Origin of the sequence: Cohnella sp. CFH 77786 (assembly GCF_019400745.1) — a bacterium.
Taxonomy (GTDB): Bacteria; Bacillota; Bacilli; order Paenibacillales; family Paenibacillaceae; genus Cohnella.
In genome coordinates, this window is sequence record NZ_WJIB01000016.1 from 84,531 (window position 1) to 110,971 (window position 26,441).

At 56.5% G+C, this 26,441-nt stretch carries 20 protein-coding genes; all 20 read right to left on the reverse strand.

What is annotated here, in order from left to right; genetic code table 11:
* Positions 1 to 29: 29 nt before the first annotated feature.
* The 20 genes from GE107_RS20885 to GE107_RS20980 all read right to left on the reverse strand — a co-directional run bounded on the left by GE107_RS20885 (position 30) and on the right by GE107_RS20980 (position 26,000).
* Positions 30 to 1,073 (reverse strand): glycosyltransferase family 2 protein, encoded by a 1,044-nt coding sequence (locus GE107_RS20885; protein ID WP_219642384.1) that lies wholly within the window; start codon positions 1,071 to 1,073, stop codon positions 30 to 32.
* A gap of 73 nt (positions 1,074 to 1,146) precedes the next feature.
* Complete coding sequence (locus GE107_RS20890) at positions 1,147 to 1,962, reverse strand: flagellin N-terminal helical domain-containing protein (protein WP_219642387.1); 816 nt, start codon at positions 1,960 to 1,962, stop codon at positions 1,147 to 1,149.
* 100 nt (positions 1,963 to 2,062) lie between these two features.
* Positions 2,063 to 2,314, reverse strand: coding sequence for a carbon storage regulator CsrA (gene csrA, locus GE107_RS20895; RefSeq protein WP_219642390.1), 252 nt, complete (start codon positions 2,312 to 2,314; stop codon positions 2,063 to 2,065).
* Entirely contained in the window at positions 2,308 to 2,751 is a 444-nt protein-coding gene (gene fliW / locus GE107_RS20900) for a flagellar assembly protein FliW (RefSeq protein WP_219642398.1), read from the reverse strand. The genes csrA and fliW overlap by 7 nt, the downstream gene beginning before the upstream one ends.
* Before the next feature lie 92 nt (positions 2,752 to 2,843).
* The gene (locus GE107_RS20905) at positions 2,844 to 3,401 is read right to left on the reverse strand and encodes a DUF6470 family protein (protein ID WP_219642401.1); all 558 of its coding nucleotides are present in this window, start codon (positions 3,399 to 3,401) and stop codon (positions 2,844 to 2,846) included.
* A gap of 47 nt (positions 3,402 to 3,448) precedes the next feature.
* Positions 3,449 to 4,345, reverse strand: a complete 897-nt coding sequence (gene flgL / locus GE107_RS20910) for a flagellar hook-associated protein FlgL (RefSeq protein WP_219642403.1) — start codon at positions 4,343 to 4,345, stop codon at positions 3,449 to 3,451.
* Between the two features lie 30 nt (positions 4,346 to 4,375).
* Positions 4,376 to 5,932, reverse strand: coding sequence for a flagellar hook-associated protein FlgK (flgK, locus tag GE107_RS20915; RefSeq protein ID WP_219642405.1), 1,557 nt, complete (start codon positions 5,930 to 5,932; stop codon positions 4,376 to 4,378).
* Positions 5,933 to 5,960: 28 nt separating this feature from the next.
* Positions 5,961 to 6,458, reverse strand: a complete 498-nt coding sequence (locus GE107_RS20920; RefSeq protein WP_219642408.1) for a flagellar protein FlgN — start codon at positions 6,456 to 6,458, stop codon at positions 5,961 to 5,963.
* A 14-nt stretch (positions 6,459 to 6,472) separates the two neighbouring features.
* The gene (flgM, locus tag GE107_RS20925; protein ID WP_219642411.1) at positions 6,473 to 6,751 is read right to left on the reverse strand and encodes a flagellar biosynthesis anti-sigma factor FlgM; all 279 of its coding nucleotides are present in this window, start codon (positions 6,749 to 6,751) and stop codon (positions 6,473 to 6,475) included.
* A gap of 82 nt (positions 6,752 to 6,833) precedes the next feature.
* Complete coding sequence (locus GE107_RS20930) at positions 6,834 to 7,247, reverse strand: TIGR03826 family flagellar region protein (protein ID WP_219642414.1); 414 nt, start codon at positions 7,245 to 7,247, stop codon at positions 6,834 to 6,836.
* An 89-nt stretch (positions 7,248 to 7,336) separates the two neighbouring features.
* A complete protein-coding gene (locus tag GE107_RS20935; protein ID WP_219642417.1) occupies positions 7,337 to 7,861 on the reverse strand; it encodes a ComF family protein in 525 nt (174 codons plus the stop codon).
* A 320-nt stretch (positions 7,862 to 8,181) separates the two neighbouring features.
* The gene (locus GE107_RS20940; protein ID WP_219642420.1) at positions 8,182 to 10,185 is read right to left on the reverse strand and encodes an ATP-dependent helicase ComFA; all 2,004 of its coding nucleotides are present in this window, start codon (positions 10,183 to 10,185) and stop codon (positions 8,182 to 8,184) included.
* A gap of 266 nt (positions 10,186 to 10,451) precedes the next feature.
* The gene (locus GE107_RS20945) at positions 10,452 to 10,871 is read right to left on the reverse strand and encodes a hypothetical protein (RefSeq protein ID WP_219642422.1); all 420 of its coding nucleotides are present in this window, start codon (positions 10,869 to 10,871) and stop codon (positions 10,452 to 10,454) included.
* A gap of 289 nt (positions 10,872 to 11,160) precedes the next feature.
* Complete coding sequence (locus tag GE107_RS20950; RefSeq protein WP_219642424.1) at positions 11,161 to 12,912, reverse strand: hypothetical protein; 1,752 nt, start codon at positions 12,910 to 12,912, stop codon at positions 11,161 to 11,163.
* Between the two features lie 74 nt (positions 12,913 to 12,986).
* The gene (locus GE107_RS20955; RefSeq protein WP_219642425.1) at positions 12,987 to 14,207 is read right to left on the reverse strand and encodes an efflux RND transporter periplasmic adaptor subunit; all 1,221 of its coding nucleotides are present in this window, start codon (positions 14,205 to 14,207) and stop codon (positions 12,987 to 12,989) included.
* 24 nt (positions 14,208 to 14,231) lie between these two features.
* Positions 14,232 to 17,339 carry an efflux RND transporter permease subunit gene (locus GE107_RS20960; protein ID WP_219642428.1) on the reverse strand — a complete coding sequence of 1,036 codons (3,108 nt, stop codon included), beginning with the start codon at positions 17,337 to 17,339 and terminating at the stop codon, positions 14,232 to 14,234.
* Positions 17,340 to 17,647: 308 nt separating this feature from the next.
* Positions 17,648 to 20,239 carry an S-layer homology domain-containing protein gene (locus GE107_RS20965; RefSeq protein WP_219642432.1) on the reverse strand — a complete coding sequence of 864 codons (2,592 nt, stop codon included), beginning with the start codon at positions 20,237 to 20,239 and terminating at the stop codon, positions 17,648 to 17,650.
* 1,035 nt (positions 20,240 to 21,274) lie between these two features.
* A complete protein-coding gene (locus GE107_RS20970; protein ID WP_219642435.1) occupies positions 21,275 to 21,997 on the reverse strand; it encodes a response regulator in 723 nt (240 codons plus the stop codon).
* Positions 21,987 to 23,165: a sensor histidine kinase gene (locus tag GE107_RS20975; protein ID WP_219642439.1), complete on the reverse strand. Its 1,179-nt coding sequence runs from the start codon at positions 23,163 to 23,165 to the stop codon at positions 21,987 to 21,989. The genes GE107_RS20970 and GE107_RS20975 overlap by 11 nt, the downstream gene beginning before the upstream one ends.
* Positions 23,166 to 23,249: 84 nt before the next feature.
* The gene (locus GE107_RS20980) at positions 23,250 to 26,000 is read right to left on the reverse strand and encodes a stalk domain-containing protein (protein ID WP_255570710.1); all 2,751 of its coding nucleotides are present in this window, start codon (positions 25,998 to 26,000) and stop codon (positions 23,250 to 23,252) included.
* Positions 26,001 to 26,441: the final 441 nt, after the last annotated feature.

Genomic DNA, 26,441 nt, shown 5'->3' on the forward strand with positions numbered 1-26,441 from the left:
AATATTCCACTAAATTTAAAGGTTTTTTTTTATTTTAATCGGCGTAAAGCCGGCTCATAGTCGTATTGTCCGGCGAAACGATAACATTGCTCGGCAAGATCCCTGTTTCCCGTTACCTCGTAATAGACACCCAGATTATAAGCAGCCAAGAACGTGCCGACTCCATACACGGAGGAGTACTTTTCGGTATCCCCTATTTTCAGCGCATCCGTAAAATAAGTTTCCACGTCTGAAAGATTTCCGTTGTCCATGGCCAGTAGACCGAGTAGAAAAGGAAGATCAGGGAAATCGGAAAATACCGGCAGATAAGGTCTCAGCAAACCTTCCGCCTCCGCATGCCGATTCTGCTCTTTCAAGACATATCCCAACATAACGAGCAGGACCGGAAAATAGAGACGGTTGATCTGCCCTTGCACGAGGCTTGCCCGCAAATACCGCTCGGCCATTTCGTATTCACTCAACCCATAATATAACTTCCCGAACTGATACAGCATATAGCCGTCGTTGGGGTGGGCCGCAAGATGCTTCTCATACATTGGTCTATAACGTTCGGCTTTTTGTTTGTTCAGATACTCATCGGGCTCATAACCATAATGGGAAATATGGAGCGGTATCGATTCAAACGCCGCGGGTTCACCGTTTTCATAGACTTGTTCATGGACAAAACCGTGATAGGAGAAATCCGGCAAGTTCGGATAAAAACGGACCATGCGATGCTTCTTCACTTCATTGCCCATACGGTTCAGGATGGTAACGCAGCCGGCCTTACGCGGGAATTGTCCGGTAAAGCGCCGGAGATGCGCGTCCGTATCATCGGGCAATTCTTCATCCGCATCGAGAGACAGAATATAATCGCCTGTTGCATGGGAAGCGGCAATATTCCTTGCTATGGCGAAATCGTCTTCCCAATCCATCGAAACGATTTTAGCGCCGAATCGGGCCGCGACTTCCATCGTCCGGTCTGTCGATCCGGTATCGGCAACAATCACTTCATATTCCTTGGGAACGCTCTGCAAAGCTCTGGGGAGATTCATTTCTTCATCTTTCACGATCATGCATACGCTTATCTTCATGTCATGCAGCTCCTCAATGGAAAAGAGCCCATTACTCGGTAATGGGCTCTGTTCCTCAGCTGTCCCCGCCTGATTAACGGAGAAGTTGCAGTACGCTTTGCGGCGCTTGGTTGGCTTGCGCCAACATCGACGTTGCAGCGTTTTGCAGAATCGACAGCTTCGTGTAGTTCATCATTTCTTTGGCCATGTCGGTGTCGCGGATACGGGACTCCGCAGCTTGCAGGTTCTCCGCCGTCGTACCCAGGTTGTTGAAGGTGTGCTCCAACTGGTTCTGGACAGCGCCGAATGCGGAACGGGCTTTGTTGATTCTGCCGATGTCGGTGTCGATTCTTCCGAGAGCGGCGGACGCACCGGCAGCGGAACCCAGCGATTGGCCGCTGATGCTCAGCGAGGACAGCTCTACGTTCGAGAGCGTGACCGTAACGGTGTTCTGAACGGAAGTCGTGTCGCCGATTTGGATGCTGACGGCGCCGGTTCCGTTCAATACGGTGATGCCGTTGAACGTCGTGCTCTTCGCGATGCTGTCGATAGCCGTGCTGAGCGCTTTGAACTCGGCGTCGATGGCTTCCAGGTCGGAAGCGTTGTACGTTCCGTTCGATGCTTTAACCGCAAGTTCTTTCATGCGGGACAGCATGTCGGAAATTTCGCTCATCGCGCCTTCCGCCGTTTGAACCAGCGAGATGCCGTCTTGCGCGTTGGCTTGCGCTTGGTTCAAAGACCGGATTTGCGTACGCATTTTCTCGGAGATCGAGAGACCTGCCGCGTCGTCAGCCGCACGGTTTACTTTGAAACCGGAAGCCAACTTCTCGCTGGATTTGCCCTGAGCGATGTTGTTCAGCAGCAAGTTGCGATGTGCGTTCATCGCGTTCAGATTGTGGTTGATAATCATTGCGATACTCCTCCTTGGAATAGGACGGCCCACTTCCGTGTGAGCTCTCAATACATATATCGGCAAGGTGCGACATCATTTTAGAGCTTTTTCTAAAAATTTATTCCATCGGTTTATTTTTTTTGTCAACGATGGAGGCGAGACCCTTGATGGCGGAGAGTTGTTGCGGGCTCGCGATGGCTGCCTTATTGCTCTCCCGGATCGATTCCAATACTTCGCTTCGAAAGATCTTGACTTGCGGAGGAGCGTTGATCCCGATTTTCACCTGTTCGCCTTCTACGCTTACGACGACGATTTCGATATTTTCATCGATGATGATCGATTGGCCTTTTTTCCGAGACAGGATCAACATGACGCTTCTTCTCCTTCCCCAGAGAGAGAAGCGACGAGAAACCGGGTTTTCGTGGAATAGGAGGTTTCCGGAGGCAGGACGATTTGTTTTCCGATCAACTTATGCGTATTGATCAGCAGCGGAGCGAGCAGGTTCATGGTGGAACGGTCGAACGGATCGGCGATCGTGACGATCGCCAATACGACCAATTGCCCGGGGTCCGCCGCCTCCAGCTCTTCCTTGTCTTGCTCGGACAATTCGAATTGATAGGATGCGTCAAAACGGAAAGGATCCGCAACGAGAAATCCGATTTGCGAATCCTCCTCGCTCTGCAAGTATGCGAAAGGCGAATCGGGATTCGACTCATCCACAGGAATCAAAACAAAGGATTCAAGCTCGGAAAATCCCAAAATCGTACCTCTCATGGCAATCGTTTTTCCGTATAGCGAAACGAACATGGGAAACCTCCTGGAGGGTCCGTAATAAAAAACAAGCTACTCCCGCATGTGTGCGTTCATAGCTCTAAGCGTAACGTTCGTGGACAAGGAATTCAAGCATACAGGTCGTACTTGTTGCTCGCCCACATCCGGATGGAATTCATTTGCTCCATATAGATGCGTACCTTGCCAGGCGTATATTGAATATCCGGCTTCGATACGTGGAATTGAATATCCGGATGATGAGGGGTCGTCTCGATTTCCGCAGGATGCGCGATATATTGCATCTTCACGTTCATGTTGGAAGCAGGACCGGTAACCCGGATTCCTTCGGAATCCTGAATCAAGGCGTCCGCGGCCAACTCCGCAACCGCGTCTGCCTTGCTCGTGATTCGGGCCATCCGGTTGCCCTTCTCCACAATACGCACGATCGCTTCCTGCGTTCGCTCGTTTGCCTGGCCCGTCTTAAGATTCCCCGTTTCCAACGGTCCTCCGAGCCCCAGCGCCAGCCAGGCTGCGGATGAATCGATCAGCAGCTCTCCGCGAGGCTGCCGGATTTGCATATCCGCCCGCGGCGACGAGATTTGCAGCTGCCCCGGCTTGGACTGCATGTCGAACTGGCCGCGCGGGCTCTCGATACCGATTCGGGCCGATGTGGTCCGAATGTTCAAGCGAAGTAACTCCAACTGCTTCTCACCGCCTCACGCGGGAAATCGCGTTATCTGAGGAAGTCCACCAAGCTCGGCTGAATAATTCTGGCTCCCGTGGAGAGCGAGGCTTGGTACACGTTCTCGTCCCGCTTCAAGTTCATGATCGTCTCCGCGATATCCGCATCCTCGGTCTTGCCGCTGAGACCGTTCAGCGTATCGCTTAAGGCTTGGTTCCGGTTGTCGAGCAGCTCGATCCGGTTCGCGCGCGCCCCGACTTCCGCCCTGACGCCCAGAAATTTATTCAGCCGTTGATCCAGCAACCCCATTGCGGTTCGGGCGGTGTTCGGATCGTTGGTATCCATGGCGTCCCGAATCTGTTTGACGATCTTAAACAGATTATCGGCATCGGAAGAGGTGCCGAATACGGCATTTCCCGTTACGTTCGTGGCGATTTCGACGCCGGGCGCCAGCGGCAGGATGATACCCGCATCGTCCGTATCGATGGTCCCGGCCGTTGCGAGATCGTATGGTGACGTCGTTGTCATCTGCCCGTTGAATATAAATTTGCCGTTGACCTGATCATTGCCCAGTGTGACCAACTGGCGATAAATTCCGTCCATTTCTTGACTGATGGCCTTGCGAGCTTCCGCAGGGCTCGTATCGCTGATGCCCTGAACGGTCAGTTCTTTGGCCCGCTTGAACAAATCGTTGACCTGGTCCAGAACCGTGTCCAGATGATCGACGGAAGACGTGGCCTCCGTGATGTTGCGCTGGTATTGTTCGTTCATGGACAACTCGCTCCGGTAACGGAGCGCGTAAGTAATGCCTACGGGATCGTCGGAAGGCCTGTTGATCTTCCTCCCTGTCGTGAGCTGCTCCTGCAAACCGCTCATCCGTTCGAAATTGCGGTTGAGGCTGCGGATCATTTGGCTGTGCATCATGCCTTGCGTTACGCGGGTCGGCATAGCGGATCACCTCGTCGTTATGGAATGGGCTTACCTTCCGACGGTACCCATGCTGTTGATGATCCGATCGAGCATTTCGTCGAACGTCGTCATGCAGCGGGCTGCGGCGTTATAGGCGTGTTGGAATTTGATCAAATCGGACATCTCTTCGTCCAGCGATACCCCGCTGACGGATTGCCGCCGCTCGTCAATTTGCGCGAGCAGCGCGTCCTGATTGTCGACTTGGCGGTGGGCGTCTTCGGACTGCACCCCCAATTGACCGATCAAAGCCCTGTAATAATCATCAATCGTGCCGCTCGCAATCAGCGGCGTAGAACCATCCGGACTGACAAAATTAATCTTCGTATCTTTCAGATTGGCCATCAGCAGCGCAAGCGTATTGTTGCCGGGAACGACCTTTTCCGGCGTGCCGGCAGTGCGCATAGAAGTCGCGATCGCATCCGGGGAATTCGCGATGACCGGATTCAGCCGCAAAGCAGCGGCGGTAATCGGACCGCCGTCGCTCGAAACGAAGAAGTCTACGCCTGGCGCCGGCGGGTTCTGCAACGGGTAGCCCATGCGATGCAGTTCATTCACGCCGTGAACGGTTACCGTTAGTGGCGTGGATAGAGTTCGAGCGCTCCCGGTGTAAGTAACGCCATCGAGCGTAATTCCGTCGGGCAACACGGTTCCGGCCGGTAATGTCACCTGGAATTCCCCGTTCGCCAGGCTGTTGGCCAACGTGTCGAGCTGTGTCTGATAGTCTTTCACATACCGATCGCGAGATTGGATCATTCCATAGATTTCGCCGCTTGTCAAATCCGTTCCGAAAGCGCCTTGGAGTCCTGCAGCATCAACCGCGGTAAAATCCTGGCCTGTCACAAGGGATGTACCGCCCATGCTAATATTGTAGCCCTGAGGCGTATCGGTTACGGTAATGTTGACGATCTTCGATAATTGATCCGTAAGCAAATCCCGTTGATCCTTCAGATCGTTGGGGTCGTCGCCATATGCGGAAATTCGCGCGATTTCTTGGTTGAGATTCGCGATATTGCCCATAAGCGTGTTGATCTGGTTGACTTTTACCGAAATATTGTCGGTTAGGTCTCCACTGAGATCAGACAACTGCTTGCTCGCCAGGTTAATCGAATCGGCAAGCGCCACCGCATTCTCGCGAAGCACCTTGCGGCCGGTTACGTTCTCAGGGTCTTTGGCCAGATCGGACCAGGCTTTCCAATAGTTATCGAACAGCGTTCGGATGCCCGTCTCGTTCGGCTCGTTGAAAATCGACTCCAGTTTGTCCAATGTATCCGCCTGAATGGACCACTTGCCCTGGTCCATGTTCTGGTTTCGGTACTGACTGTCGAGAAATTGCTCGCGGATCCGAGTGATGGATGTAAATTCCACGCCGGTGCCGAGCTGTCCCGGAGCCGTGGAATGCGACATCCCGATCGCTTCTATAGGGCGAGTAGCCTGCATGTTGACGATCTGGCGGGAGTAACCCGGAGTATTCGCGTTCGCGATATTATGGCCTGTCGTTTGAATGGCGGCTTGCTGCGTGAACAAAGCGCGCTTAGCCGTTTCAATAGAGTGAAAGGTCGATCTCAATTCAAACACATCCCTTTGGCGGAAGTGGTTACGCTCGGGTGTCGAAAGTTCGGCGAGGCGTTCCTGCGGGAGCCGACTTGACAGGCGAGGAATACGTTACATTGTCGTCGGGAGCGGTAAACAAATCGATTTGCAACGCGATGTAATCGAGCGATTGGCGCACCAACATTTGATTGCGCTCGTTCCACTCTTTCAGCTGCCCGATTTGCCTCCGCAGCCGTTCGGCTGCCTCAGTCAGCGACCGCTTGAAATCCGCTCGGTGGATCGCCTGAATCAAATCAGCCAGCGTGGAGGAAGGCTTGGGAGAGAGACCGAGCTCCGCCCAGCAAGCGCCGGACAGCCTCTCGACGTCTCCGTTCATCCGCTCCAAGACGGCAATCGCCTTTGTTTCCTTGGCGGTTACGGTCATCAACAGGTCGACGCGATTCTCAATGACGAACTTCTGTTTGTCCCGGGCAAGCTGGAGCAATTCTTCATGCAAGTCGGACAAGTTGTTCAGCGCGTCAATCAACCCCTGGAAACCCACGGAAGCTCACCTCGTTATTTGTTAGTAACCGGGTATACGAACGGAAGAATTTTATCTGCCAACTTATCGGTATCCACATGATAATTGCCGGTGGAGACGGCATCCTTCAACTCTTGGACGCGTTTCTCCCTCTCCGGGCCGTTCGTACGCGTCTTGGACAGCATCTCCATCGCTTCTGCGGAGAATTGGACCTCGTCGTTCTTCCATTTGTGTCCTTTGGCCTCCGTGCGTTGGTTGCTGTTCGAAAGGTAAGGATTCGCCATGCCGATCCGTCTGGTATCGTTAATTTTCACGATTGATCACCCCGAAAAATAAAAAAGCCGATAATCACTATTCCTATTATCGGCGGAGTCGTATGAATTGTTTAGCGGAACGTCAAGAACGGTCGCGGATTTGGAATGCGCTGTTCGATCTGTGTTCATGGGAAGATCCGTCGCTAGAGCCCTTGCGGCTTCCGGATTGGAGATTCCTCATATCCCGCTGCAGCTTGGCGCGGCAGGAGTCGCACATGTTTCCCTCTCGAATCGGCAAACCGCAAACTTCGCAGGGCACGGTCAAATTGGGCAGGTTGGCGGTGGAGATCCGGCCTTCGCGGATGAACTTGGCGATCTGTTTCACCGAAACTTCCGTCGCTTCCGACACTTCGTGTATGGTAGAGCCTTTATGCTCTCTCAAATATTCGACCACCTGCTGGTATTCTTGCTCGATTTCCTGCACGCAATTGTTGCAGACATCCCGGATTCCGCGCGCGAAAAGCCGGGAACAGCGCGGGCAGTAGGACAGACTCATGAGGCTTCCTCCTCAGGTACGACATGCTTCGATACAATATACCACTATCATACTAAATTCTGTGAAAAAAATCATGCGTGAATTTCCGTCTACGACCTCGCCCACAGCAGTCCATAGATTTCCACGCCGTTAGCATCGGTCTCCTTCGATTCCGTGAATGCCGCGCGCAAAGCTCCCGCACACTCGTTCACGGTACTCCCGGTCGTATAAATATCGTCGATGAGCAGGATTCGAATCGGTTTTGGAGAACGGTGGTCGAGGTTCATCTTCACGGAAGGGAGGGCGGTAAAATTCCCTTTCATGTCGGCGAGGCGGCTTCGGCGGTTTTTGAGGCTTTGCTTCTCGGTATGCCGGTTTCTCTGGAGCATCGGCCGATAGGTCAGCCCGTACCAACTCGCTAACGTGCAAGCCATCCGTTCCGCTTGGTTGAATCCCCGCTCCTCCAGCCTTTCCCGCGCGAGCGGGACAGAGGTCGCCAGATGAAAGTACGGACGGATTTCGCGGGGGGCCAACTCCTTGTTTATCCTCTCGTAGGCCGATGCCACAATCGCTGCCATCAGCGGTTCGAGCTTCTCGCTCCCCCGGTACTTGTAGAGAGCCAGAAGGTCCTTCATCCGATTGTCATATCGTACGGCGCTCCTGCAGAAGACGAAATGGCGTTCCCCGCGCTTGGGACAATCCGGACAAACTTCCGGCCGGCCGCAGATCCGGCAAACCGGGGATCCGATCCAGGGCAGGCCTTTGAGGCATTGAGGGCATACCCTGCTCAAAATGGACCTGGGCTTCGGGTGGCGAACCGGCAGTAGTTGTTGCTGAGACGAGGAAACGGGTGTTTTCCCGCAGATCGGACACTCGGGCCGCGAGGGCCTCAGCCACCGGCTGATGGAAAAGGACATTATATCCGACCTCCGCAACTGTGAGGGGTAGACGAGGCTCAACCTAATAAATAACCGTTCCTTCGGGCATACGTGTTCATCTCCCGGATTTGCCGGCAGGCTTCCCGCTGCGAGGATGTCCAGGCGGACGCCGCAAAATAGACGAGCCCCTTCGGATCCTCGGCGGAGCGGCCCGCCCTTCCCGCCATTTGGACCAATGAGGCGGCGTCGAAAAGCGGCTTGTCCGCGTCCAGCACGAAAACGTCGCTCTTCGGGATGGTAACGCCCCGTTCCAGGATCGTCGTCGTCACCAGCAGGCGGACCGTCCGTTCGCGAAAGGCGGATACTTTGGGACCGCGGTCCGGATCCTGCGAGGAAGTCCCTTCCACGCGTTCCGGCACAATCCCGAACTCGGCGGCATATTCGCGAAGCAAACCGACGAGCGGTTCCACTTGCCGGATAAAAGGAACGAACAGGAAGACTTGCGCGCCCCGCTCCAGGGAAGTACGAATCGCTTCATAGAGAGACGAGGGCAGCTTCCGACGGCGGCAGATCCATCGCGACGCAGCCGGAATGGCGAGTCGCCTGGGCACGGGCAGCGGGCGGCGATGGAAGCGGACGGAAACCCTCGCGTGCGGCAGTCGCCCCCGCCGTGCCTGCCGCTGCATATCCGCGGGCGGCGTAGCGCTGAGCAATACGGTGACGCCGCCGCGGGACCTGGCTTGAGCTGCCGCATAATGCAGCGCAGGATCGTTGTGGTAGGGAAAGGCATCTACCTCATCGACGACAACCAAATCGAATGCGTGACGGAATCGAATCAGCTGGTGCGTTGTCGCCAGTGTAAGAGCGCCGTTCTCGAACCGGTCCGCGCTTCCTCCGTACAGGACGACTTGGCGAACATGCGGGAAAGCTTTCGCCAAACGGGGAGCCAGTTCGAGCACGACGTCGCGTCGCGGAGTCGCCACCGCTGCGCTGCCGCCGGCGGAAAGCACCGCTTCCAGCAAGGGGAACATCATCTCGGTCTTGCCGGCGCCCGTGACGGCCCATAGCAAAAAGGCGTTCCGTTCTTTGCGAAGAGTTAGAAACGGGATAAACCGGGAAAGGGAGAAGAGCAGCCGGGAGGAGTGTCTTAACGAATCGCCAGCTTCCTGCGGCGTCCGAGTCAGGAATTCCATCGCCTGCGAAGCTGCCTCGCTTTGCGCGGGACTCAGTCCCCACCGGCTGATGAGCGCTTCAGCCGATACCGCCGCATTGCCCACGGAAAGATCGGGAGCATGGGCAGCCCTCCCGATGACGAGAAGCCCGCATTCACGGCTTCTTCCCATCGCGATGCATGCCTCGCAATAGGCGCATCTCTGCCGCCCGCATGAAGCGCAAGGCGTCCGTCGCAGCTGCTCCTCGCCGCTTCCGCAGCGTCGGCAACGCAGCGAGGCCGACGCTGCCGCTCTAGGCGCCACGGTGGCTACAAGCTCCACGCCCCCGAGCAACGAGGCCAGCTGCAACGCGGGCAGAAGCTCCTCCGCTTCGCTTCCCAGAGCCGCCATCGCTTCGGGCAGCAAGAAGCATCGGCCGCGAAGGCGCCGCTCCGCTTCCCTTGCCCGGATCGCCAAGGCGCGGCCTCTTTCAAAAGAGAATGCGGAGCTGACCACGACAACTTCAACGCCGTTTTCAACGCCCGCATCAATACCCGCTTCAGACAAGGTACCATTTTCGAACCCCTGCTCCGCGTCCCGCAGTCCGGCTCCCATCCCCTTCTCGCCTGCCCGAGACGCTGCCCATCGCGCCGCCTCCGCCAGATCTTCCCGCTTCATGGCGCCTCCTTGCTTTCCCGCTGCCGACCTCAACCGATCAACTGCCCGCTCCGCGATTCCCAGGGGCAAAAGCTCCTTCAACCATAAGAGCTCGGACGGTTGAGCGGTTTCCATACCGGCTGCCCCCCAACCTTCGGCGGCTCCTCGACGGAACGCCAAGTCTGTCCAGTAAAGCCGATCCACCTCCCGGCAGACCGACAGCCGCACCTTCCAACGGCTCTCCCCATCTGTTGAATAGATCGTCGCCTTCATCCGCCGCGCCCCCTCATCAAACACAAAAAAACACACCCGCTCGTCTCCATGGACGACTGCGAGTGTGCTTCACCCGGAACAATCAGATTACGATTATTGTACGACTTATCGGCCGATTCCTCAATCTTCATTTTTCTCGTCGAACGGTTCCGCCCTGCTTCCATGTCATACACCACGGAAACTGTTCAGAACAAAACAGCTTAAGCCAGAACCCAATTCGTGTGGCACGAAGAACATCTGCTTGTTGCCCGTTCCTTATCATACGGTCACAGCGGCAGCCTGCTCAAATCCTCCCGCTTCCCGAGCTCCACCCAGACGACCTGCTGGGGTGCCGCGGCCGCTCCTTGCGTTTCCAGCCGCTTCATCATCCGTTCCCGCGTTTCCTGCGCTTCGTCCGGGCCGCTCCGAATCCACCCGATCGCGTCGCTCACTTTGGCGAATCTCTCCAAAATGGGACCGGTGTCATCCGACGAATTCTCGAGCACGACCGTTATGCCGATATCCGTCCCCGTACGCCGGGAAAACGTCTGCAACGCCCGCACGTACCCTTCGATTTCCATCTGGTGGTTGCCCGCGACCAATACATAATGACGCTTGCGCGCATCGGCCCCGCGTCCGATCACCCCATGCGCCATTGCCGCTGCCGCCACGTAGAAGCCGATAATCCACAGCAAATCGGGAATCACGGCGGCCACCTCCTTGCGACGACCGAACCGAAACGCCAGCGGCGCGCTTCCTTCGATCGCACTTACCGCATCATATGCCGCAAGCGAAAAGGGCGTTCCGGCACTTGACGGACAAGAAGGAAATCATCTCCCAAAAGTGGGGAGCCCCCGATTTTCCCAATCGAGCAGGAGGAGGCGGCTAGCCTCCGTCCGGGACTTTCACCCTAAAGATGACGTCCATGCTGGGCGTACAGCCAAAGAACCGCCGGAGTCTCCCCCAACGGTTCTCTCCGCGCAATGTTCGCATCCCTCAAATTTGATCGAACGTCTTGATCAACCGCTTGGCTTCTCCATTCGGCGTGTCGATGACTTCGAATACTTGGATGGACAACGGATATTCTTGCTGCTCGGTCCGGATGTTCGTGAAATTGATCGTCTGGTAACCGCTGACCAACCGGCCTGTGCCTGCCAGCGGAACCGTCTCGGAGCCGAGCATCTTGCCGAAGGCGTCTACGATCTCGAATTTCAGCTTGGAGAAGTTGGCGTCCACGACGACGTCGTCCGTCCCTTGGATATCAAGATTCAATTTCAACTTATAGGAGTACGAAATGTTCGGAACCGTCTCGTAGACGGCGCTGAGCCACCAATACTTCATCTTCACCTGAAAGGGATACAGGTCCCATACATCGGAATCGGCGGCTTCGCTCTGCACCTTGACGGCAACGGCGTCGGCGATCGGCGAGCTGTACGGAGACTCCGTTGTGCCGCCTTCCAGTAAGCGCAAAGCATATTTCTCCGCGTTCTCCGTCTTCGGAACGTTAAACGAGTAGCTGACGATGTGGCTAAGGCCGGGCATCAGCTGCTGCGCGACCGTATTCTGCCGGACGCCGGAATACGTGTAACCTTCCGCGCTGGTCAAGTCCGCCTGGAACGCCGGCAGAGGAGCCGGCTCTTTGCCGGTATTCTGCAGCTTGAACTTGGCGATCGCGGTTTTGTAGCCGTCGCCCTGGTTATCGTGCATGTGCAGCTCGACGAGCGACACCCGGACGTCCTTGTCGACCAGTTCATTGAGCGGGTCGAGCGCGATCGGCGTGCCGTAAGCATATTCGCTCAATCCGGCCAGGGAAAAGCCGTTATCCGGCAAGCCGATCCGCACGTGCCCTACGTGAAAGACCAGGGCGCTGCCGCCGGCCGCCGCGAAACGCTCGGGCGTCGTCACGACGAATTCGCGCAGATTGACGCCCGCCGCGGTCGGAATCGCGAACCGGATGTTCCGGCTTTCTCCCGCGGCCAGCGTCGCCGTTGTGCCGCCCGCCCTCTCGCCGGCGTAGAGCTTCGAACCGTCCGAGCCGCTGACCGCGATGTCGGGGAGATACGCTTTCTCCTTCCCCGCGTTCGTCGCCTTCACCGTCACGACGGTGACGATGCCGCCTTGCGCCGTCGCCTGCTTCTGCATGCTGACCGGCGTGTAGGTGACGTTCGGCGAGAACATGTCCAGCCGAAACGGCTGTCCCCATTTCACCGCCCCGGCCGAACCGCCGTCCGGATCCGCGTTCTGCCACACCTTGCCCGCGATATTCATGGTCAGCAGCGTCGTTTCCTTGCGCGGGTACACGTATTCGTCCACGCTCACCCACGCGAGCTTCTCCGGCTCCAAGCCGTCGGTCCGCTCCACGTTCAGCATGTAGCCCAGCTCCGCTTTTCCTTTGGCCTGTATGGCCCGCGGATTGGAGGCGCTCGGCGTCAACGTGTACGAAACCCCGTCGCCGGTCACGATCCGGAGCTCATAGTCCGGAACCCTCGTTACCTTGGCGCCGTCGTTCTGCAGCCAGATCACGACGCCGATCGTCGACCCGTCCGCCCCCCGCTCGACGAACGCGCTCTTCAGCTCCGCCCGCACGGTGCCCGCCAGCTTCATCGGCTTCGCCGAATAGCCCTGACTCTGGGCCGCGGAAGCCAACTCCTGCCGGGCGGACGCCGCGAGAGGCGCCGCCGATACCGTCAGGGAAGCGGCGAGCAGCAAGGCGGGAATCGTTTTTCTCCACTTCGTATGCATGTGCATGTCGTACCTCCGTAACTCGATCTATTAAGGCCGCTAAGGATATCCGATCTTTCGGTGCATCGTTCCAACAAACCTTATTTCGCGACGTTAACCTTCTCTCCGTCCGTCAGCTGGTGCTGCCCGGATACGATCAGCTTCTCCCCGGCCTTCACGCCGGAGAGCACCTCCTGGTTCAGCTCGTTCAGCCGGCCCAGCTCGATCCTGCGCTTCTCGGCTTTGTCGCCGTTCAGCACATAGACGAAGTTGTCGGCCCCCTCCCGCACGATGCTGAGCGTCGGGACGGCCACGACCGTCTCCTCCGACGCGTCGGTCAGACGTACCTGCACCTTCATCCCCGGCTTCAGCGCCAAGTCCGGATTGCTTACGGATAAGTTCAATTCGTAGGCGTTCGTCTGCGTATCGATTACATCGGCCAAATAAGCAACGGTTCCCGTGAACATTTTCTTGTCGCCCGGCACGTAGAATTGCAGCTGCTTCTTGCCTCTGATCAGTTCGGCGGCCTGCGCCGTCAGAAGCGCCTTGATCTTGATCGGATCGGTCTGCTGAATCTGGCCGATGCCGGTTCCCGGGCTGACCGTCATGCCTTGCTGCACGGAAAGCTCGGTAAGCACGCCCGCGATCGGGGCTTTGATTTCCAGGTTCGCCCGCGCGCGATCCGCGATTTCCACGGACAGCTCCGAAGACTTGAGCTGCATCTCCAAATTGGATACGGACGTTTCCTTCAGCAATGCGAGCTCGTTCTTCACGTTCGTGTACGCGTTCTCCGCTTGATCCAGCTCCGTTTTGCCGATCAGCCCCTGGTCGTAGTCGTTCTTCGCTTTGTTGTAAGCTTTGGTCGCTTCCGTGAGCGACTGCTCCAGCTTCTTCACGTTCAGCTGCCACTGCTTGCGGCCCGATTCGAGCGCTTGCGCCGCGCTCTCGCGGGAAAGCCGCGCCTGTTCCTGCTGCAGCCGGGCGTCCGTGTCGTCGAGGATGACGAGGACGTCGCCTTTCGCGACTTTGGCTCCGCGCTGCTTCACGATCTCGCGCACGTCGGCCCCCGCCTTGGCGACGACGTACACCTGCGCCGAGGCGAGGACATCCGCGACTTGCTCGCGCGGCTCGGAGATTTGCACTTTGCCGATTTCCGCCACTTTGACGGTTTTCACCGTTGGGGAGGGCTGGGCGCTGTCCGTCGGCTCCGCCCCCTGATCCTTGGCCGCCCCGGCCGAGCAGCCCGCGATTAGCGCGGCGACGAGCGACAGCGCGAGAGCCGCTCCGAATAATTTCTTAACAGGATGTTTCCGGTTGCTCATTCGTTGTTCTCCTTTCGAACTGGCCTAGCTGACGATCGGTTTCGCCTCGGTGGCCTGCTGCTTCCACTCCCTGCGGAACAACCGGCCGACCCACGATTTGAACGCATGGATGGTTTCATAAATAATCGGCACAACCACGAGCGTAAGCAGCGTGGACGTGATGAGCCCGCCGATCACGACGACGGCCAAACCTTTGGAAATCAACGTGCCCTCCGACATCCCGAATGCGAGCGGCATGAGGGCGAATATCGTGGCCCCCGCCGTCATGATGATCGGGCGCAGCCGGCTCATGCCGGCTTCCACGAGCGCGTCGCGAACGGAGTAACCCTCTTCCCTAAGTTGCTGCACGCGGTCGATGAGCACGATGGCGTTCGTCACGACGATCCCGATCAGCATCAGGAATCCGATCAGGGAGGTCACGTTGATCGACTCCCCGGTTATCAGCAGGCCGAACAGCCCGCCGATGACGGCCAACGGCAACGAGAACAGGATCGCGAACGGCGCGCCGGCGTTGCCGAATGCCAGCACCATGACCAGGTAGACGATCAGGATGGAGGCGCCCATCGCCATGAACATTTGGCTGAAGCCGCTGTCGATGTCATCGGATACGCCCGCGACCTCCCGGCTGACGCCGGACGGCAGATCCAGCTGATCCAGAGCGGCGGAAACTTTGGCGCTGATCCCGCCTTTGTCCCGGCCCTCGATTTTGGCGGTTACGTTGACGACCTGCTGCTCCTTCTCCCGGGCGATCGAGACCGGGGATTCGATGTGACGCACGTCCGCGATATCGGCTAACCGGATTTGCTCCCCCGTCGGCGTGGAAAGCGGGATGTTCTCCAGCTTGCCGATCGAATCCTTGAAGGCCGGGTCCATCTCGACCGTCGTCTTGTACATGACGTTGTCGAACTTGATATCGCCGAGGTCCTGTTTGCCGATCCACGCCGCGACGGAACCGAGAACCTGCCCCGTGCTCATGCCGTACTGCCGGGCTTTGACCTGGTCGACCAACACTTCGACTTCCATCTTCGATTCGCCCAGCGAATCCTTGATTTCGCTGAGTTCCGGAAACTTCTCCATCTCTGCCCGAACGATGGAGGCGGCTTGCTTAAGCAGAAGCAAGTCATCCCCTTTGAGCGCATACGAGAAATTCGATCCGGAGCTGCCGTCGCCGCCGAAGGAAATGAGCGATCCGTCGACCTTGGATCCCTTGGGCAGCAGGGTCAGGATCGTGTCCTTGTATTTCTTCAGAACCGCGTTCGCGTCGGACTCGGCGTTCACCTCGGTGAACATCGTGGAGCGGTACGGCACGGGCGTCTCGGAAAAATCGTACCCGACCAGCGATTCCACGTACGTAAACTGCGCGTTCATGCCCGCATCCTTCGCTTTCATGAACAGCTCTTCGATTTCCTTCATTTTCTCGTCCATGGTCGCTTTGGAGGTTTCCTTCGGCATGTCAATGGAGTAATAGATCTGCTTGTCGGCTTCGCTGGCCGGCATGAATTCCTTCGCGAGGAAAGGGACGGTCAGCACGATGGACGCGACGAACAGCAAGCCCGCAAGCAGCAGCGTCTTGATCCGGTGGTTCAGCGTCGCCGTCAGGATTTTCTTATAACGCGCCGCTACGGGGCCGATATGATTCTCGTCGTGATGCGGAATTTTGCGGCTCCGCATCACGAGCAGCTTCGCCAGCATCGGGATGACCGTCAAAGCGACGACAAGCGATGCCATCAGGGCGCAGACGAGCGTCAGGGCGAACGGCCGGAATACCTCGCCGATGGTGCCGCTGACGAAGGCGATCGGACCGAATACGCCAACGGTCGTCAGCGTCGAGGAAGTGATCGCGGAAGAAACTTGCTTGGTCGCCAGCACGATGACCGATTCCTTGCGCTCCTGCGCCCTGGCCAGCTGGCTGTAGACGTTCTCGATGACGACGATGCTGTCGTCCACGACGCGCCCCACCGCGATGGCGAGCCCGCCCAGCGTCATGATGTTCAGCGTAATGCCGAGAGGAGCCATGAGCATGAGCGTCAGCAAAATGGACAACGGGATGGAGACGAGGACGATCAGCGTCATGCGCACATTGCGCAGGAACAGAAGGATCATCAGCGAGGCGAGAGCGGCGCCCATGACGCCTTCCTTCACCATCCCGTTAACCGATTGCTTGATCGCCTTCGAGTCGGTGAACACGTCGTGGAAGCTCACGCCAGGCAGCGTCCGGTCCCATTGGTCCAGCATTTGCTTCACCTTGTCGCCGAACTCGACCGCGTTCGTTTCCTTCGTTTTGTACAGATGGATGGCGATCGCCGGTCTTCCGTCGAGCCGAGCGTAGAAGGCCGATTCGCTGATGGACTCCACCTTGGCGATTTGCCTAAGCTCGACCGATTCGCCGCGCGGCGTCCCGATGAGCATTCGATCCAGGTCGTAGAGGGCGTTCATCTCCCCGGTGACCCGAACCATCTCATCGTTGCCGCCGAATTCGACCGAACCGGCGGGACTGGACGTAAGGGCGGCCTGGATTTCGGACACGACCTGCGACGGCGACAGCCCTTCATTCACGAGCGCCCCCGCATCCAGGCGGATTTTAAGCGTCGACTCTTGGTTGCCGATCGAATCGAGATGGTCGATGCCGTTAATGGATTGAAGTCCGGGCTCGATGACGTCTTTGTAAATTTTGTCGAGCTCCGCCTGATTCATGCCGTCTTCGCCGTACACCGCCGTATAGTAGACCGGCTGGGAAGCGAAGCCGAACGTCGAGACGCGGGGCTTATCCGCGCTGTCCGGCAGCTTGACATTGGCGATTTGGCTCTCGATGTCTTTCTTGGCGTCCTCCGGATCGCTGCCCTGCGTAAGCTGGACGACGATGGAGGAGAAGTTGTCGCTGGAGGTGGAGGTCAGATTCTTTAACCCTTTCAGGTTCGCCAGCGATTTCTCAAGCGGCTTGGTGACCTGCTCCAGCACGTCCTTGGGCGGCGCCTTGTAGGAAGTGCTGACCATAACGACCGGGAACGAGATGTCGGGCATGCTCTCCACTTTCAGCGTACCCGCGGAGTAGACGCCCCCCACGAACAGCAGCACCATCAGGATCATAATGGCGGCCACGTTCTTCATCGAAAACTGGGTTAGCTTGATCATGCCATTTTCCTCTCCTATGAATCTATAAACTGCCTGTCGTAACTCCTACCCGCTAACCATCATATAGCCAAAAGTTCCCATGCCATAACCACCCTTCGGCGGGATTCGAACTAGACTTAGGTCGGGCCGAGGACGGCGGCGATAGGACGATTCCCGATCATTATATTTTTACCTGGAAGTTCCAACAAGAAGTTCAAACATTCTTTTGTAAAACTTTTAGACTTCTTTAAACATTGTTAAATCTTGCTGAAATTATTGTATGACGCATATGAAAGACTCCCGACAAGCTGCCGGGAGTCATGATACGATTATGGTTGGGCTGGAACCCAGTTGTGTTGCGGGATGTATCCGTCCGCTACATGACTGTCGTCAAACTGTAACACGAGTACGGTTTGCCCGATCACTTCCATGTTGGCATTATAGAATGCTACACGAACGAACGCGTCATTGACTTGTTTGTCGGTTGTCGTGAAAAACCAGGACATGACGGGCTGATCGATGCCGCGAGACGAATTAATGGAAGTTGCGTTTGTCATCACATAACCCGGATAACCGTTCGGGCTCAATTTCACTTTCCACCCTTCTCTGGACAACCCGCCGGGCAAGGAAGATAGTTGACCGCCCATGAACTCCGTTTTTAAAGCAAAATACTGGGCAGCAGGCAGAATGCTTTGCAGCTTATTCACATCCAAGTATACGCGATATGCGTAGCTGTAAGGTTCCGGAGAACCCGGGCTATTCCGAAATGCGTCTTTCAACTCTTGTTTCGTCAGAGCGCGAACGTTAACGCCGAGATCAGGCGTTAGCGTCGGGACATCGGAGAGATCGTACGGATAATCTCCCTCCGCCAAATCTTGTCCGTTTCTCGTGATTTTAATATGCAAGGTCCCGCTCTCTGCCAAAAATCCGCCCGGCAGCTGGCTATATCCTCCGGTAAAATTGACGACGGTCTGATTCCCCGATTGGGTAACGGTTACCTTATCCGAACTACGAATTCGATCACCTGCGATCGTACCGATTTCCAGATGATACACGCTTGATGTCACCGTCGTTCCATTTTGCACGCTGTAGGTCGTCGTACTGCCGATTTTCACCGCTTCCTGCAGCGTTCGCGGATGCTGGATATAGATGCGGTATTCCTTGGTCGAAAGCCCGTCCCCGCTCCGTACGTTAATGTAAACGATTTTGTCTTCTCCCGGTTTCACCGTGAGATCGATAAATGCCTGATCGGAGACCATATTGTCAGATCTGATAAATTCCCCGTTGTTACCCATGATAACGAAATATACCTTGGAGTATACCGATTTCGTAACGGATACCGATGCTTGCTCCGGAGCTTGCAGATCGCCGGGGGTTATCGCGCTGTAAGCGAACACGTCCGGGGCGAAGCCGGTTTGTCCGGTCGTATAGTAGTTCGCGTCAAGCTGGTTCAGGGTGGACATATTGAAAGACAAGCCTGCAAGATGAGCGTCCCTGCACGCTTCGGCCGTTCCCGTGCACGTCTGATTATTATTGCTGCCACCGCCAGGATTGCCGCTGTCCGGATTGCTGTTCGGAGTGCTGCGAACCGGTTCTATTGCAGGCTCCTTACCAGGACCGTCAACGGTTTTCGGACGAGTCTCGAAAGTCGACCCCTGCGCACCGCCGTTGACAGTTGCTCTATCAATGGTGCCTGGACCCAGCAGCTTGGCGACCGCGTCCAATACCAGTCTCGCGATGGAAGCATTCCCGCCAAGGTCGATCTCCGTATCTGCGGCACCCGTCCCTACATTGAACTGTTTCACGGAACCGCTCGGAATGCTGACCTTGATGTCGGAAGACAACACCGCCACATTTTCGAACTGGCCCTGCAATTGAACCTGGGAGCCAGACGGCAATCCGCTGGACAATTCAACGTTTTTGAACCCGCTGTCGGTGATCCCCGCTTCTTCAAGCTTCACCGGCGTGTTCACGACAACGGTATCGATCGAGGAATCCCCGAACGCCACTACCCTGACGGTACCGGTTCTTTTATCGACGATAATCCTTACGAGTACGGAATCCTCGAAATGGACGGAATTCTGACCGCCGCCCTGAATTTTGGTTGTCCCTTTTACCGTTACTTTTTTGAAATACGCTTCCCCTTCTCCGACACCTTCCGTTAAAGTCAGATTTCCTTCGATGACAAGATTGCGCAAAGTGACGTCGGGGGAACTGACGACCACGTCTCCATGTAGGGTCTCCGTACCCGTTTCCGGGCCATATACGCCTGCTTTGCTGTAAACCGTAGCCGTACCGACAACGGTAGTAGCCTGATTCAGCATCGTTACCGCTTCGGCTCTGGTCAGCTTGGCTTTCGGAGCCAAGTTGCCGTTTGTGTCGCCCCGGATGATGGAATGACTCACGAGAGCGGCAACAGCCGGTTTACTCCACTCGGCGACGGATGCGAGGTCTTTAAATGGAGCCAATTGATCGCTGCTTCCAGCCGCCAATTGGAGAGCTTTCGCAACCATCACGGCCGATTCTTCTCTCGTAATGGCTTGGTCCGGGCGAATCGTATGATCGGAATAGCCGCCTGCATATCCCGCTTTGACGGCTATGGCTACTTGCGCATAAGCCCAATGGGTCGATTTAAGATCCTGAAATTGAATCTCTGTTTTCTCCGTGAGCTTAAGAGCGTTATTGATCAATGTGATGAGTTCCGCGCGGGTGATCGGACGGTTGGGATAATACGAACCGTTATCTCCCTTGAGCAAGCCCTTGTTGATCCAGTCGCGCATTTGCGTCTCCGCCCAATGCCCCTTCAGATCGTCGGCAGCGGCTGGCGAAGACGATGCCCATGCCGTAGACAGGATCGACAGGGATAAAGCCAGTACAACGATAAGGCTGATCCATTTCTTGGCTGATTGGTGCAATGACAATTGATTTCCTCCTCTGTGACTAGTCCATTATTCCTGCGAAATCGATCATATGATGTCGAAACCATATGAAAAATGTACCATTACATTATATTTTTCTCATGTGTCGCCAACAAGGAGGTTTATCAAAGTTAATAGATTCTTTATATTCCCTTTACAAATACTTCGAATTGATGACGGTATACGCGCGGTTATCGGATGGATGGTCTTCTCGATTACTTATTACATGTATAAAATCACGTAGTTATTATGAAAATAAAGTAGACTTTTGTTGGGATCCCGTGCGGATATGGCAGTTTCTCGAAACGGTATGCCGGATTCGCCCCGCCGGTCAGTTTTAGATGGAAAACCTCCCACTAATTCCGATCCTTTCGCAAATTATGGCTATTTACAGGGAAAACCTCCCATTAATATCGGTGATAAACGTCAATTGAGGGGATATAGCCGGAATTAGAGGGAGGTTTTCCTTCTAATCGCTCACGTTTGGCCCATACGCAAAAATAGAGGGCAGTTTTCCCTATAATCGCGTTGACTGCGCGAAAGCCGAATGCGTACGATTCAACGATCCGCTTCGCAAGATGAACAGAGTATGAACGAGAGCGCCAATACTGTAAACGGCTTCCCTCTCGCTTCCCCGGTACCACTCTCACCGAAAACTTATAAATCAGGTCAAAAAAACCGCGTCTCGCGGTCCCTTCTAAATACTTCCTTTATGCGGTTAACGTACAGCCGGTACGCCGATAAATAACGCTACCCGCCAACGCTTTTCTTCTGCGTTCAGGCAGATGCGAAAGCAGTAACGCTGCCTAACAGCGTTATTCTGTTTCTACCGGATCGCGACTTGGATGCGAAATAAGGCATTGCAAAACGTGTAAGCATCATTTTTCGAATCGGCATATCCTAAGAACCTTCGCACACACCCCGAATACTTATTAATCCTATCAGGTAAAACAAAAACGGCCCCTAACCGCTCGGGCGCGGAGAGGAACCGTCTGGTTTCGATCGTCATGAAGATGTTGTCACTATGTATGCTGCAGATTAGAGTGTCACCCAGCCGTACTTGATGGAGTTGATCACGGCTTGCGTGCGGTCGTCCACTTCCATCTTCTGAAGGATGCTGCTGACGTGGTTTTTGACCGTTTTCTCGCTGATAAACAGGTTTTCGCCGATCGTCTTGTTGCTCTTGCCCTCAGCCATGAGCTTCAGGACTTCCGCTTCCCTGCGGGTGAGCGGATTGTTGCCCTTCGGAACGAACTTCGTCACCGTCTCGCGGCTCGCTGCCGCTCCGGAAGTCGCCCCGATCTCGTCCAAATACGTCATGCGGCGAAGCTGGTTGATGAGCTTGCCCGTCACCTTGGGGTGGATGTAGGCATGTCCCTCCGCGACGGTCCGGATCGCGTTGATGAGCGATTCCGCTTCCATGTCCTTGAGCAGGTAACCCGATGCTCCCTTGCGCAACGTTTCGAAAACGTAGCTCTCATCATCGTGAATGGAGAGGATGATGACTTTGATATCCGGGAAAATGTCCCGGAGACGCTCGGTGGCGATGACCCCGTTCTCGATCGGCATATTGATGTCGAGCAGCACGACGTCAGGCTTGAACCGGTTGCAGAACTCCAGCACCTGGATGCCGTCGCCGCATTCCCCGATCACCTCGAGATCCGTCTCCATGTTCAGGATCCGCTTCAGCCCTTCCCGGAACAGCTGATGATCGTCGGCGAGGAGCACCTTGATCTTGCGAACCGCCGTCTTACTTTCCATGTGCGCCTAACTCCTTTCCTGGCTCCGCGTTTATGGGAACTTGTATTCTGATTTTGGTGCCTTGTCCCACGCTCGATTCGAACTCGATTTTGCCTTGCAGCAGCTCCACGCGTTCCCGCATCCCGACGAGGCCGAAATGCGCGTGGCTCCTCGCCCGTTCCTCCGCCTGCTGCACGGAAAATCCTTTTCCGTTATCCCCGATGGTCAGCTCTATGGTATCTTCCAGGAATGTCATATCGAGCGATACGAAACTCGGTTCGGCATGCTTCAGGGCATTGTTGAACGCTTCCTGCACAAGGCGGTACATGGCCGCTTCCATGGCGGACGACAGCCGCTTCTCCTTGCCCGCCGTTTCGAAGACGGCGCGGATCTTCGTTTTCTCCTCGAAATCCTGCACGAATTTGCGAAGCGTCGGCACGAGTCCCAAGTCGTCCAAGGTCATCGGCCTGAGATTGAAGATGATTTTGCGGATTTCCCCGAGCCCTTGGCGGACCTGCGTCCTCAAGTCGATCAGCTCGCTTCGGATCAGCTCCAGGTCGTTCGTGTCGAGCATCCGTTCCGCGATTTCCGTCCGCAGCACCAGGTTGGCGAGCGATTGGGCGGGACCGTCGTGAATTTCCCTGGCGATCCGCTTGCGTTCGTCTTCCTGGGCCAGAATGATCTTCAAGCCAATGAGCTGGCGGTTCTTCGCGGACTCGAGAATCCGGGTGATCTGGTTCAAATCGCCGGAGAGGTAATCCAGGACGACGTTCATCTGCAGGCCGATCGTCTCCGCCCGCTCGATGGACATCTCGACGGACTTGACCCGGCTCTGAAGCTCGTTGCGCCTGGCCCGCAAGTAACCTTCCTTCTCCCGGTAAACCATGAGATCCAGCTGAATCTGGGTCGCCTTCTCGTACGCGGATTTGATGTCCATCTCGGTGTATCGGACGAAATCGCGGCTCACTTCCGTGAGGCGGATCCGAGCTTGCCGGTATTCCCGCTCCAGCCGGTCCACTTTGTCGATCGCCTCGGTCGTCTCCGCCAGAACCTTCTCCAGCTCCTTATGAAGGTTAAGGAGCTCCCTGCGGGCCGACTCGGCGATTTCGAACACCTGAACCTTGCTGTCTTCCATCACGGAAATGGCGTTTTGGATCACTTTGTCGATTTGGTCCACACGATAATCCACGTTCACGACTCCCCTGACAGCCTGTATCCATCATATCATATTTCTAATATTCGTCGAGGTGGCGATAGGACTTTCGATGTAAGATTAGCGAATTGTAATCGTCTTGGTCTTGCCGTCCCATTCGACCTTCTGCCCCAATTGTTCGGTCACGACGCGGACCGGCACGTAGACGCTGTTGTTCTTCAGGATCGGCGCGGCGAGTACGGGCTGGCGTACGCCGTTCACCGTCACTTCGCTGCGTCCAACCCAAAGCTCCAGCATCGAATCCCCGCGGAGCACGGTCACCCGCTTGGCCTTGTTGTCCCAAGCGATTTCGGCGCCCAGCGTTTCGCTCACGAACCGGAGCGGCAAATAGTTCACGTCGTTCAGCAGAAAAGGAGCGGCGGGCAGTTTGGTAGATTTGCCGTCGATGGCGGCGGTCGATTTGCCCACCTTCATCACGATCGTCGGCTTCACCGCGGCGAACGGCTTCGGCGGATATTGCAGCGCAAGGTTGTCGAAGGCGACTTCGCCTTCCAACGCTCTCTCATCCTGATCCTGTTCCAGGTTGACGACGTAGAGCTTGGTCAGCTTGGCCGGGCCTTTGAGGCCGGCGGCCGCCAGGTCGACGCGGATCGTCTTCCAGCCCGACCAGTCGATCTTCTTGGCGATGTCGACGAGAACCTTCTTGCCGTCGCTGTCAATGAACTCTGCCCGGGCATAGTTCATGCTGGAATCGCCCAGCATATCAAGCGTCATTGCGCTGGGCGTTCCCCCGACCGGGACGCCTCCGCCCGCCGCGTTCAGGTTCGCGTAGGCGAACCGGCTGCCGGTGCCGTTCGTGAAATCGTAGGTCAGGCCCAGCACCTGGGATCCCTCCTTGCCGGGGACGTCGGTCAGCATTTCGACGGTGCCCGCCGTTTCCGCCGGCAACCCGCTGAAGGTGATCGCGTAGCTCGGTTTCTCGAACGTCTCGAGCGATTTCTCGCTGCCGGGTCCCAGGATCGCCGCCGTACCGAAGCCGTCATACCGCGCGATGGCGAATCCGGCCTGCACGCCTTCTTCCACGCTTTCGACGGTCAGCTTGCCCGCATCGGCTGTCGCCTTGAAGCCTTTGAACTCCCAATTGACCGAGGAGGCCGGCACGGACAGCTCTCGTCCGTCCTTCAAGCGGGCTTTGACCGGCACCGAAATGACAGCTCCCGGCCGTAGCACGGTCGTGTTCGGATTCACGACGAGGCGCTCGATCTGGTCCTGGCCGACGACTTCCACGTTCAGCGTATCCGAGGCGTTGCCGGCTTTGACCGTGACCGTCGCTTTGCCGGGTTTGTTCGCGGTCAGCGTTCCGTCCTTGAACGTGCCGACAGGGGCGCTGATGCTCCATACCGGCTGCATGCCGGACGGGTCGACCGGGTTGTAGTAGGTATCGTAGCCCTTCAGCGCGTAGGAGGTCTCCTGCCCAATGAACAACGTATTGGCGCCGCTGGCGACGATGCCTTGGAGCTCGCCTTGAGGCGCGTTCGTGTAGACGCCGATCCCGTTGGCGACAAGACGCTGGGTCGTGCCGTAGAAAGTGGGGTGCGCCAGCGTTACGTTCGTGTCGCCCAGCGGGCGGGTCACCATGGTGGTCGAGCCGCCGCCGTCGAGGTTGACCGCTTTCCAGGCGCCGAGCTTGAGGAGCATCTGCTGCAGTTCCTTCAGGTCGACGCCGTCACGCCCTCCGTTCTCTTCGACGGTAACCAGATAGACGGTGCTCCCGTCCTGGGAGTAACCTACCGCCGTACGGGCGCGGTCGGCCGATCCGCTTACGCCGGAGATATCCCGCGAGAAGGCGGCTGCTTGGCCTTGGTCCAGCAGAATCGTATGACCGCCTACCAGCATCTGGAAGGAGGCGGGATCATACGTCTGTTGCGTCGTGAGAGATTTCAGTTGGTAGTTTGAGGCGACGTGGCTGCCCACGATCAGGTTGTCCGTGATGAACTTGGCGGCTTTGCCATGGCCCCTCAGGACGTAGCCATTGGGAGGCACGGGGGTGGTGATTTCTTTGTCGATGGCGATTTCCTGGACGACGCCGTCCACGACAAGCGCCTCGGTCGGCTTCGTGCCGGTGCCGGCCGGCCGTTCCGGAGCCGTCCATGCGCTCGTGTAGATGTATAAGGCGTCGACGTGGCTGTTCGTCTTGTTCGGGTCCGCCCAATACAGCGATTTGTTGACGCCGGCCAGCGGGAACGTTGCGGCCGTGTCCGAAGCGGTTACCGTGCCTTCGAAGGTAAAATTGTCGATCAGAGGTTTGCGGTCGCTCGTGATGGCGAACGCATAGAGACCGTTAATCTGAGACGTGCTTACGAGCAGTTGCCCGTTGGAGACCTCTGCCCCGATCGGCGCGCCGTCGCCCGTCGTGTTGAAGATGTCGGCGTTGATGCCCGCGACGGCTTTCGTTTCCTTCGCCATGGCGGTGACGGACTGGCGCTGCGTGATGCTGCCGTTCTTGCCGCCCATGACGTTCAGGGAGACGTATGGGTTGTTCAGGTCGATTTGCACGACGTGCATGACTTCGGTATTGTATGTAGATTTGGAGGGTACCCAGTTGTAGGTGAGCTGCTTCACGCCCGAGGTCACCATGGACTCGGAGGTTTTGACGAGCTGGTAGGTCACGGCGGCGGATTCGGCGGCATGGGCCGCGGGGATCAGGTAGGCCGGCGCTTGCATCGGCACGGAGAACACGAGCATTCCCGCGACGAGGGGAAGGACGATCTTGGGAGCGATTTTGCTCCGGGAAGGCTGGGACGTTGCAGCAATGGGCGCGGCGGTGTTCGAAGTCACGCGGCGCTTGGCAGGTTTCATAATATGGCGCATTTCATTCTCCTGTAAGTCATATGAATTTAGGAGCGAGCCGCCTTAAGTGAACAGGCACTCGCAGAAGATTCCTAGATTAATAGACTACTGGAAAACGAAAAAGTTACAGCCGATAGAAGATTGTGATTGATAAGAAAATATTAATAAAAAATCCGAGATTCCGTTTGGAATCTCGGACGGATAAAGCTAGGCTAGAGATTCGTTGTTGCTCGAAATCGCGTATTCGTCCACTAAATCGCCGTATCCGCATCGAACCGACGAACTAGCGCACCACATCCACTATAACGTCGAGATCTCCTTCTACCCAACGAAATAGCGTACCACATCCACGATTTCACTCGTATCCCCTTCGAAGCCGACGAAATGACCTACCATGTCTACTAAATCGCCCATGGCGGACGGCAACAAAAAAGGACCCCACTCAAGGGATCCCCTAACGAT